This is a genomic window from Glaciecola sp. SC05 (assembly GCF_041380235.1).
In the GTDB taxonomy this organism is placed as follows: domain Bacteria; phylum Pseudomonadota; class Gammaproteobacteria; order Enterobacterales; family Alteromonadaceae; genus Glaciecola.
The window spans coordinates 1-10,898 of record NZ_JBGIYY010000029.1; the positions used below are offsets into that span (position 1 = coordinate 1).

10 protein-coding genes are annotated in these 10,898 nt (G+C 42.8%); 3 read left to right on the forward strand and 7 right to left on the reverse strand.

What is annotated here, in order from left to right:
* The first annotated feature begins 58 nt into the window (after positions 1 to 58).
* From AB9H30_RS18800 to AB9H30_RS18810, 3 genes are read left to right on the forward strand one after another with little or no spacing between them, the layout of a single operon-like run.
* A complete protein-coding gene (locus AB9H30_RS18800) occupies positions 59 to 1,018 on the forward strand; it encodes an HlyD family type I secretion periplasmic adaptor subunit (protein WP_371196338.1) in 960 nt (319 codons plus the stop codon).
* A complete protein-coding gene (locus tag AB9H30_RS18805; RefSeq protein WP_371196339.1) occupies positions 1,008 to 1,730 on the forward strand; it encodes a hypothetical protein in 723 nt (240 codons plus the stop codon). The genes AB9H30_RS18800 and AB9H30_RS18805 overlap by 11 nt, the downstream gene beginning before the upstream one ends.
* A 16-nt stretch (positions 1,731 to 1,746) precedes the next feature.
* Entirely contained in the window at positions 1,747 to 1,947 is a 201-nt protein-coding gene (locus AB9H30_RS18810; protein WP_371196340.1) for a hypothetical protein, read from the forward strand.
* 270 nt (positions 1,948 to 2,217) lie between these two features.
* Here AB9H30_RS18810 and AB9H30_RS18815 read toward each other — a convergent pair whose 3' ends face one another.
* From AB9H30_RS18815 to ftsA, 7 genes are all read right to left on the reverse strand, one after another.
* Entirely contained in the window at positions 2,218 to 2,949 is a 732-nt protein-coding gene (locus AB9H30_RS18815) for an aspartate/glutamate racemase family protein (RefSeq protein ID WP_371196341.1), read from the reverse strand.
* Positions 2,946 to 3,389 (reverse strand): 8-oxo-dGTP diphosphatase MutT, encoded by a 444-nt coding sequence (mutT, locus tag AB9H30_RS18820; protein ID WP_371196342.1) that lies wholly within the window; start codon positions 3,387 to 3,389, stop codon positions 2,946 to 2,948. Before mutT ends, AB9H30_RS18815 begins: the two co-directional genes overlap by 4 nt.
* A 1-nt stretch (position 3,390) precedes the next feature.
* Positions 3,391 to 6,102: a preprotein translocase subunit SecA gene (secA, locus tag AB9H30_RS18825; RefSeq protein ID WP_371196343.1), complete on the reverse strand. Its 2,712-nt coding sequence runs from the start codon at positions 6,100 to 6,102 to the stop codon at positions 3,391 to 3,393.
* 195 nt (positions 6,103 to 6,297) lie between these two features.
* Positions 6,298 to 7,170 (reverse strand): M23 family metallopeptidase, encoded by an 873-nt coding sequence (locus AB9H30_RS18830; protein ID WP_371196344.1) that lies wholly within the window; start codon positions 7,168 to 7,170, stop codon positions 6,298 to 6,300.
* A gap of 246 nt (positions 7,171 to 7,416) precedes the next feature.
* Complete coding sequence (lpxC, locus tag AB9H30_RS18835; RefSeq protein WP_371196345.1) at positions 7,417 to 8,346, reverse strand: UDP-3-O-acyl-N-acetylglucosamine deacetylase; 930 nt, start codon at positions 8,344 to 8,346, stop codon at positions 7,417 to 7,419.
* A gap of 109 nt (positions 8,347 to 8,455) precedes the next feature.
* Entirely contained in the window at positions 8,456 to 9,592 is a 1,137-nt protein-coding gene (ftsZ, locus tag AB9H30_RS18840) for a cell division protein FtsZ (RefSeq protein ID WP_371196346.1), read from the reverse strand.
* A gap of 69 nt (positions 9,593 to 9,661) precedes the next feature.
* Positions 9,662 to 10,891: a cell division protein FtsA gene (gene ftsA, locus AB9H30_RS18845; RefSeq protein WP_371196347.1), complete on the reverse strand. Its 1,230-nt coding sequence runs from the start codon at positions 10,889 to 10,891 to the stop codon at positions 9,662 to 9,664.
* Positions 10,892 to 10,898: the final 7 nt, after the last annotated feature.

The following is a 10,898-nucleotide window of genomic DNA, read 5'->3' on the forward strand; positions in this document are numbered from 1 at the left end:
TAAATAGCTTTTATCCGTCTTATACTCAGAAAATGACTTAAGTTCAGCAAAGATCGATTTGTCTGCAAGTGTTTTGTTCCACAAATTTATTATCTCAGACAGTGACTATCAAACTGACACGACAATAGCGAATACCGACATAAGTTTTATTTTGCAGCCAAAGATTGATAATTTTTCAGCTAAATTAGAGAGTTTTATTGCGAAAAGAAATAGCCTTGTGTCAAAACTCAAAAGCAGTGATATCAAGATACAGCGATATTCGCAACTAATGCCAATTGTTCAAGAGCGTTACGAAAATGCATCAATTTTGAGAAAACGTGACCTCATATCTAACGAGCAGCTCTTAGAGATAAAAAGGGAGCGCATTGAAACCAATTCGACTTTAAAATTAGAGGAGTCTCTTAAAGATGAGGTTTTGGTGTCAATCGATGCGTTAGAGGCGGATAAGCATTCTTTGTATGCTGAAACTAAAACGCAACTAAGCGAAGAGATCGAATCTCTAAAACGCATAATATCTAACTTGGAACAGGATTTGGTCAAAGCAAAGGAAAGAGACTATCGTCAAATCTTGTCATCACCTATTGATGGTGTGGTAGAGGCAATTTCAATTAATACGGAAGGTGGTGTTGTTACGTCTGCGCAAGAAATTATGAAAATAGTCCCGCTTTCATCAAGTATTCAAATGAATGTCAATGTGAAGAATCAAGACATTGGGTTTATAAAGAACGGGCAATCTGTGCGGGTTAAGTTGGACACATTCCCATTCACAAAATATGGTGTCATTAATGGCACTGTGCAGACGGTTTCTCGCGATTCAATTCTGGACGAAACATTAGGTTTTGTCTATCCAGTCAAAATTAAATTAGACCAGAGTTACGTGTCGGTTGAATCTGACAATATCCCTCTTCAGTCAGGGATGCAAGGTACCGCAGAAATCATCACTGGTGACAGAAGGATAATCAGCTTTATTTTGTCACCGCTGGCAAAAAGCATTCAGGAGAGTGGGCGTGAAAGATAATAAAGAGCTAGATAAAGGTTTACAAACGCCATGTGGGCGCTCGCGTAAGCGGGTAGCTATCTTTCTAACAAGTGTTCTTTTTTACTTGACTGCTTGTGATTACGGCGTGAAACCTCGCGAAAATATCTTAGACCAAAATGGCAATCAAGTCTTTTTGATAAAAGACCGCCCCGAGTTTTCTGGCGCAGCAGTGAAATTGCATATTCCGCCAGAGATAAAAGTGTTTGGGTCGGAGTTTGAGAGATACTTTTACGTCGAATATTCAAAGGTACTTGAAAATACAATAGATGAAGAGTTGGCTTTTTCAACAACAGTAACTGGCATAAAACAGTCTACATTCATGATCGTAGTGTACCTCGCCCCGATTATAGGCGACGACAATAGAAATAATGCCAACAACAAGCTAATTAGACATATCCCCAAAAACAGTACACTTCAAGTAACTGAAGCCAGCGATTTTTTATCGTTTGAAAGCGTTCACGCGGTAATACCACCTTATGCAACCTCTGTAGATTTTAAGTCGTATTCAATTGACTACGATTCAAACAAGGCATTTGCGTACTGCTTGGAACTAAGTTGCATTGTCTACACTTCCTACAATGACATGTTCTCAATCCATTATTCAATACCAACTAAGTTTTTAAAGTATATCGTTTTGATAAACAAAAACGTAATTAGACTTCTATCAAAATTTAATCCCACAAACATTTAAACAAGGACGCTAAAAAATGACGATTACTACAACTGTAACTACTTCGCTAACGGAAGAGCAAATTGCTCAGTTAGAAGTTCTGTTAAGAAATGAACAATATCCAGAAGCGTATCGAAAGATACGCGATTTTGCGCAACAAAATCCGGAATCCCCTAATAACCTTTTGAAATGGCTAGAAAGTGCCGCTAGCATAAACGCAGGCTTTTTTCATTCATAACACTTTTTACATTACTTCGCTTTCTAAGTAAAAAATGTCTACAAATTTAGGGGAAGATCAGTCAATCTTTTAGGGATTACTGCGCGCNTCGCATTACAGTTCAAGCATTCCGTTTTTCACACGATCTTCGATACTTGATAAAGAGCTCATTACGGCACATATAAAGCGTTCATCAACTCAACTGCAGTACTAAGGTTAGCAATTACCGCTCGGTGTAAGGGAAGTATATAAAATAACTAGGTGCATGACGCAGGTAAAAGGCATGGTGCTTTATGTGGTAGCGAGCTTTACCGCAGCGTCTACATGTAGCTCAGTGGTATTAAATACCGGTAAGCTTGGCAAATCGGCCTGGCCAATCAACAAGAATATTTCAGTACAGCCCAATATAATCGCCTGAGCACCCTGCTCTGCAGCTAAGGCTAAGCTAGTGTTAATATAATATTGCCGAGAGTCATCTAGAATTTTACCTTTCACTAATTCATCAAAGATAATTCTGTCGACTTCTTTTTGCTGCACTTCACTAGGCACCACAATTTCAATACCATATTTTGCATATTCAGCTTTAATGTAGTCGGCCTGCATGACTGGCTTGGTGCCCAATAAAGCGACCTTATTCAGACCTGCTGCCTTGATTGCTTCAGCGGTTGGCGTAGTGATATGGATAAACGGAATAGACAATATTTGCGGCAGTCTATCTAACACTTTATGCATGGTGTTTGATACGCAAACTAGTATATCTGCGCCCCCTGCTTCTGCCAGTTTTGCTTTAGTTTCTAAGTATTCTCTAGCTTCATCCCACGCATTGTTGCGAACATAATATTCGATATTACCAAAGTTACAGCCTTGAATAAGCGTTTCGCCTATTTCCCAGCCGCCGTATTGGGCATTAATTTTAGCGTTGATGAACTTGTAGTATTCGATGGTAGCTTTGTCGCTCATTCCACCTAAGATACCTATGGTTTTTATAGGCGTAGGGCGCTTCACAACACCAGTGACGCTCATATTAAGCCTCTTGCCCGTAATGCATCCAATATTGCAGCATTTGCATCAGGAAAGGTATAGAAGCCCAATTGTGTGTTATCCACCCATAAACTCTGTTGACCTTCAGCACCTTTAGCTTTACCGCTAAATCTGCTGACTAAAAACACGTGTAAGCAGACGCTTTTATCTGGATAGTCGAAATTGATTTGCAGCAGAGGCTCCGCTTCATTTATATTTATATGTATATCTATCTCTTCTTGCAATTCGCGCTTAAGTGCATTTAAGGGCGTTTCTCCAGAGTCGATTTTACCACCCGGAAACTCCCACTTATTGCCTTGATGCTGTTGAGCGTTGCGTCGACAAATAAAAAACTGCCGATGTGCTGAGGTGCCCATCGCTGATTCAGCTTGTGCTGCTTCATCACGATACACCACCCCTACCGCCACATCGACTTGCTTCATATTATTTTAACTTGCCATGACACTGCTTATATTTTTTACCCGAGCCACAAGGACATGGATCGTTACGGCCCACTTTAGGTCCTTGACGTTGAACTGTTTGCGACTTTTCAGGCTCAGCAGGCCCATCTATTGTAGACGCCGATTGGTGCTCAAAGGTTTTTTCTGCTTCTGCTCTTCTGCGCTGGGCCTCAATGGCTTCTACGTCTTTTTGTTCTTGTACCTGAACACGAGACAAAATACTGATGACTTCAACTTTGAGGTTGTCGAGCATGTCAGAGAAAAGTTCAAAGGACTCGCGCTTATATTCTTGTTTAGGGTTCTTCTGAGCGAACGAACGAAGGTGAATACCTTGACGCAAGTAATCCATAGATGCTAAATGTTCTTTCCAATGCGTATCAAGAGTTTGCAGCATCACCGCTTTTTCAAACTGCCTTAACACTTGCGAACCCACTGTTTCTTCTTTAGCCTTATACGCTGCATCGACTTTTTCTAAAATAAACTCACGTAGCTTTTCTTCATAAAGCTTATCGTCTTCATCAAGCATCTTGCGCAGAGGAAGGTCTAAACTAAAGTCTCCGCGTAAACGGTCTTCAAGTCCTTCAACGTCCCACATCTCTTCTAATGACTGTGGCGGGATATATTGGCTTATCACAGTATCGGTGACGTCTTTACGCACATTAGCGATAGTTTTACCGATATCGCCTTCATCTAACAATTCATTACGCTGCTCGTAAATCACTCGACGCTGATCGTTTGCTACATCATCATATTCGAGTAACTGCTTACGAATGTCAAAGTTACGTCCCTCAACTTTACGTTGTGCATTTTCGATGGCGCGAGATACCCATGGATGCTCGATCGCTTCGCCCTTCTCCATGCCTAAACGCTTCATCATTGCGCCCATTTTTTCAGAGGCAAAGATGCGCATTAAAGCATCGTCTAAAGATAGATAAAAACGCGAAGAACCAGGATCGCCTTGGCGACCTGAACGTCCACGAAGCTGATTATCAATGCGGCGAGACTCATGTCGCTCTGTGCCGATGATATGTAAACCACCAGCGGCAATTACCGCATCGTGACGCTCTTTCCACTTAGCTTTCACTTTTTCAATTTGATCTGGCGTTTGCTCTTTGAGTCCCTCAAGTTCAACCTCAAGGTTTCCGCCCAATACGATGTCGGTGCCTCGTCCTGCCATGTTCGTTGCAATAGTCACCGCACCAGGCATACCGGCGTTGGCGACAATTTCAGCCTCTTGAGCATGAAACTTTGCATTCAACACCTTGTGTTTGATTTTCTCTTTTTTCAGAATATTTGAAATAAGCTCTGAGTTTTCAATCGAGACCGTGCCCACTAAGGTCGGTTGTCCTCGCTTCACACAGTCTTTTATGTCGCTAACGATCGCATCGTATTTTTCTGCAGCAGTTAAAAAGATTTTATCGGCGCGGTCATCACGGACCATCGGCTGATTGGTAGGGATCACGACAGTTTCAAGGCCGTAAATCGAGTTAAACTCGAAGGCTTCGGTATCAGCAGTACCGGTCATTCCAGATAGTTTATCGTAAAGCCTGAAGTAGTTCTGGAAAGTAATAGAAGCGAGTGTTTGATTCTCGTTTTGAATTTTAACGCCTTCTTTCGCTTCCACAGCCTGGTGCAAGCCTTCTGACCATCTACGTCCTTCCATTGTTCTGCCAGTATGTTCATCGACAATCACAATCTCTTGGCCATCTTTGACAATGTAGTCAACATCTTTGGTAAACAGTTTATGCGCTCTCAAGGCTGCATTTACGTGATGTAACAAGGGAATATTTGCGGCCGCAAACAAAGATTCGCCCTCTGGCAACATTTTGGCTTCACGCAGTAACTCTTCTACAAATAGTTGACCATTTTCAGTTAAATGAACCTGTTTGCCCTTTTCGTCAACAGTAAAGTGTCCATCGCCATGGTTATCTTCTTCATCTTCTTTTTCTTGTTGATTTAGCTTTGGAATAAAAGTATTTATTTTGCGGTAAAGCTCAGAGCTGTCTTCCGCCGCACCGGATATGATAAGTGGCGTTCTAGCTTCGTCAATGAGAATTGAATCGACCTCATCGATGACGGCAAAGCTTAGCGGGCGCTGAACGCGGTCGTTAGGACTAAATGCCATATTATCGCGTAAATAATCGAATCCAAACTCGTTATTCGTTCCATAGGTAATGTCAGCAGCATACGCATCGCGCTTTTCTTGTTGAGAGATACCGGGGATATTACAACCAACCGTTAAGCCTAGGAATGAAAACAAAGCGCGACTCCAATCGGCATCACGTTTTGCTAAGTAGTCATTCACGGTGATGACATGCACGCCATTGCCGGCCAGCGCATTTAGATAGGTAGGCAAGGTAGAAGTAAGTGTTTTACCCTCACCGGTGCGCATTTCGGCTATTTTACCTTGGTGCAAGACCATGCCGCCTTTCATCTGCACGTCAAATGGGCGCATGCCGTAAACGCGTTTACTGGCTTCTCTTACGACCGCGAACGCTTCGTTTAGCAGACTGTCGAGTGTCTGCCCATCCGCAAGGCGCTGTTTGAACTCTTCGGTTTTAGCCTGTAACTGTTCATCTGTAAGGGCTTCGAAATCAGCCTCAAGATTACTAATTCCTACGACAGACTTACGCAGTTTTTTGAGCAGGCGGGCATTGTGCGTGCCAAAGACTTTTTTAAAGATGTTTGCAAACATGCTATTGGGATATCCGATTCGGTATAGTATTAAAAACGCGTCATAGTACCAAAAAAACCAAGTGTATGACTAGAACATGTTGCCCGTCACCAGGAAACATTAAATGAGAGGAGTTAGCGATGCACTCACAGTTGTTGAGTTTGTATGCGTTTTTATATTAAACGCCTTACTTAAAAAACGTAACTTTAAGGCAACTTAGCGATAAATAAACGGCAATGGATCAATTTGTTTGCCATCTTTTAATACTTCATAATGCACGTGAGCACCTGTAGAACGACCAGTGTTTCCTAAGAGTGCAATTACTTGTCCTCTAGTCACAACATCGCCTACTTCTACGGTTAGTTCATCGTTATGCCCATAACGTGTGCGTAATCCATTGCCATGGTCAATCTCAATTAAGTTACCGTATCCTGAGCGGTCTCCCGACCAAGTTACTATTCCTGCTCCTGTCGCAATAATGCCTTCGCCGGGCTTGCCTGCGAAATCAACGCCTTTATGCATGCTAGGCCTGCCGCTAAACGGGTCTTTTCGCATACCATAATGAGATGATAACCACCCTTTGTTAAGAGGACGGCCTGCTAACTTACTCTCCTGTTCTATATTGAGTCCGATTAGAATCGATTCAAGGGCTTCAAGCTGCTTTATTTTATAATCTAAGGCAGTCGATAGCGACTCAATGTTGTCAGATACTTCGGTTTGTGGTGAGGTAACCGTAAGCATGTCTTCAGGCAGGGTAAAATCTTCAGGGCTAAGGCCATTTTTCTCAGCTAGATTAAAGCTAATAGAATCAAGGTAATCTATTTGTGCACGCATGTTGCCCAATTGAGCAACCATTGAATTTAATTGCTCTTGGGTATTTACCTGCAAGGAATTAACTTTATCGGCCTGCTGTTCGAGTCCTGTTTTAACTACGCTCAATCGAATCTGATTTTCATATACCGATTCAGTGTTTCGGCTGGATATCAATAACACCAAAGACAGCAGTACGAAACCGCTGACTAAACGTCTTAACGAGAGACGTTTAGAAAAGCGTGTACCCTTACCTGTTATCAAAATAGTGATATTCATATTTACCTTTTAAGCAATGCCAAGAAACTGCAATGCTATTGTATTGTTCTCTTAAAAAAAGTGTAGCTTTGTTAAACGACTTACTTATGCTTGAACATACATAAGCGGCTTAAATTTAATTCAGCTACTCGTAAATTCAAACAAAATTTTTATAGTTTTTAGTAAACCAATAAAAAAACGCCGGTTGCTTGGCGCTTTTTCGACGTACTAACTATTAATCGACTTAAAATCGCTTGATACTAAACACTAAGCAAATCGTGTTCCAAGATGAGAAACAGACTCTATATACTTTATCGGCATGCTTTCTTCGTTCTCAAATTCAACATACTCCCAAGCATCCTCAGCATCCAATATTGCGTTTAATAATTTATTGTTCAAACCATGCCCAGTCTTGTATGCAACCAGTTCGCCAATCAAATTATGCCCACCTAAAAATAAATCGCCAACCGCGTCTAAAATCTTATGTTTTAGGAATTCATCTTGATATCTCAGGCCTTCTGGGTTTAACACTCTAAACTCGTCTAAGGCAACCGCATTGTCCATACTCCCACCCAACGCTAAGTTCATTGAGTTCATGGTTTCTAAATCTCGCATGAAACCAAAAGTTCGGGCACGACTAACCTGATCAACGTATGAGTCTTTGGAAAAGTCGAGCACACAATGCTGACGACTTTGCGCAATCGCTGGATGCGCAAAATCGATGGCAAAATCAACTTTAAATCCATCGAACGGTCTAAATTCTGCCCATTTATCGCCTTCTTCAACCCGTATGGTGCGGTTGACTTTAATAAACTTTTTAGGCTTGTCGAGCTCTTCAATACCGGCGCTTTGCAGTAAGAAAATGAACGGACTGGCGCTACCATCTAATATCGGTAGTTCATGAGAATCTACTTCAACAATGATATTATCAATACCCAGGCCAGATAAAGCAGAGGCCAAGTGCTCAACAGTATAGATAGAATGACCGCTTTCATTCGTTATGCAGGTGCATAGGTTGGTATCGGCCACATCACGCGCATTCGCGTGGATGTCTACCGGAGGCTGCAAATCGATACGACGAAATATAATTCCGGTATCGGCTGGAGCAGGCCGCAATGTCATACGTACTTTTCGACCCTTGTGCAGGCCTATGCCGGTTTCGGTCACGGCGGTTTTTAACGTTCGCTGTCTTAGCATAATCTATATCCGCCAAAAAATTCGCGATAGTTTAACAGTTTACCCTTGAATGACAAGGGCTTTTCATATTACAAGTATTTTCTACGTAGCAATATACTGTTCAGACCAGTTAATCTGCTTGACGACGTAAAAATGCCGGAATATCAAGATATTCTAACTCGCCTGCAGGAGCCTCTTCTTCTAACTTGTGAGCTTGGCCACCCTCAGCCATGGAACTCATATGGTCAGTTCCTGTGGCTTTGTGTTGTACACGCCCACCGTCATTTACCAAGGTGATATCAGGCTTTCGATCGGCACCTATACCGGTGGCAACAACCGTCACGCGAATTTCATCGACCATTTCTGGGTCTATAACGGTTCCTACTACAACAGTTGCGTTTTCAGAAGCAAAAGCTTTCACCGCATTACCAATTGTTTCGTATTCATCAATCGCAAAATCTAAGCCAGCGGTGATGTTCACTAAGATACCGCGTGCACCCGACAAGTCGATGTCTTCCAGTAACGGACATGCGATAGCCGCTTCAGCAGCTTCTTCAGCACGATCTTCACCTCTGCCTACGCCACTACCCATCATTGCTGTGCCCATTTCTGACATAACAGTCTTCACATCGGCGAAGTCAACGTTGACCAAACCAGTGCGAGTGATCAGTTCAGCAATACCTTGAACAGATCCACGTAATACATCGTTTGCTGCACTAAATGCTTGCAACAGTGGTGTACCGCGCCCCATCACTTTGAGTAGCTTTTCGTTAGGAATAGTAATCAACGAATCAACATATTTTGAAAGTTCAGCGATACCTTGATTAGCAAACTCGGCACGTTTTTTACCCTCAAATGGAAACGGTTTAGTCACAACAGCCACGGTTAATATGCCCATGTCTTTTGCTAGCTTAGCAACCTCTGGTGCTGCGCCGGTACCCGTACCACCGCCCATTCCAGCGGTAATAAAGACCATGTCAGCACCTTCAAGCGCCTGTCTTATTTTTTCGCGATCTTCGTGAGCAGCTTCACGACCCACATTTGGATCAGCTCCTGCACCTAGGCCCTTGGTAAGTTCAGTGCCTATTTGTATTTTAACCGACGCATTAGAATTTTTGAGTGCTTGAGCGTCAGTATTCATTGCGATGAAGTCTACGCCTTCAATCACTTGAGATACCATATATTCAACAGCGTTTCCGCCGCCGCCGCCAACACCAACTACTTTGATGACCGCTTCGTCGCTTGGATTGTCCATCAGTTCGAACATTGTAATTCTCCGATACCTTTTGCAGTCTGTGCGCACAGACTTATTGTTAGTTTAGCGCTTAAAGGTCCCCTAAAACTCACCTTTAAACCAGCTCTGTATGCGTTTTAACACGCTCTCTTCGCCACTCTTTGGAAGCGTTTTTTTATTATTAGAATTTTGTTTCCCATATTGTAAAAGCCCAACTACTGTTGCATAACTTGGATCATCAACATATTCAGCTAAGCCCTTCACAGAATGAGGTTTTCCTACTCTTACCGGCATTTGGAATACTTCTTCTGCAAATTCAACTGCCCCTTCCATTTTGGCAGTACCGCCGGTAATCACTAAACCCGCGGCTATTTGATCTTCTAGGCCACTGCCTTTTATTTGCTCATAAGCAATTTCAAGCAGTTCATGGTATCTCGGCTCAATAACTTCAGCCAAGGTGTGGCGAGACATGGCTCTAGACGGACGGCCACCGACGCTAGGAACTTCTATGGTCTCTTCCATGCTCACCATGTCTTTAAGCGCGCAGGCATAATTCACTTTAATTTGCTCTGCGTTATTCATGGGCGTTCGGAATATTTTCGCAATATCACCGGTGATTTGATTACCGCCCAATGGAATAACCGCCGTGTGGCGTATCGCACCATCAGTATAGATCACAATATCAATTGTGCCGCCGCCAATATCGACCACACAAACACCTAATTCTTTTTCATCTTCAGTCAATACAGCATAGCTTGAGGCCAGAGCGCTGAAAATGGTTTGATCAACAGTGAGGTCACACTTCTCAATACACTTCACCATGTTTTTCGCCATATCTTCAGCGCAGGTAATAATGTGAGCGGCGGCCACCATTCTGACGCCAGACATGCCAATCGGGTTTTTGATGCCCTCTTGCACGTCAATAACAAATTCTTGTGGTAAAACATGAAGCAATTTTCGTTCCGCTGCCATCGGAACAGAGCGTGCGGCGTGGATGACGTTATCCACATCGTCTTGAGTCACTTCTTGGTTATTGATGGGTACCATGCCAGACTCATTCTGACACTGCACATGGCGACCGCTTATTGACATAAAAACGCTAGAAACATGACAGTCTGCCATGAGTTCCATTTGTTCCATGGCAGAACGGATCGACTGCACGACTAAATTAAGGTCGTTAACGCCACCCTTTTCCATACCACGAGACTTATGTTCACCCACCCCAACGATGCTAATATCACCGTTTAGCAAGACTTCGCCCACCACAGCTTTTACTGTACTGGTACCAATGTCTAATCCTACAATGAGCTCTCTTTCTAACGCTTTAGACACGCTGAAT

Bases quoted from the DNA above. Each gene is read 5' to 3' on its own strand.
- AB9H30_RS18810 (WP_371196340.1), top strand. From the start codon at position 1,747: ATGACGATTACTACAACTGTAACTACTTCGCTAACGGAAGAGCAAATT.
- AB9H30_RS18815 (WP_371196341.1), bottom strand. From the start codon at position 2,949: ATGAGCGTCACTGGTGTTGTGAAGCGCCCTACGCCTATAAAAACCATA.
- mutT (WP_371196342.1), bottom strand. From the start codon at position 3,389: ATGAAGCAAGTCGATGTGGCGGTAGGGGTGGTGTATCGTGATGAAGCA.
- secA (WP_371196343.1), bottom strand. From the start codon at position 6,102: ATGTTTGCAAACATCTTTAAAAAAGTCTTTGGCACGCACAATGCCCGC.
- AB9H30_RS18830 (WP_371196344.1), bottom strand. From the start codon at position 7,170: ATGAATATCACTATTTTGATAACAGGTAAGGGTACACGCTTTTCTAAA.
- lpxC (WP_371196345.1), bottom strand. From the start codon at position 8,346: ATGCTAAGACAGCGAACGTTAAAAACCGCCGTGACCGAAACCGGCATA.
- ftsZ (WP_371196346.1), bottom strand. From the start codon at position 9,592: ATGTTCGAACTGATGGACAATCCAAGCGACGAAGCGGTCATCAAAGTA.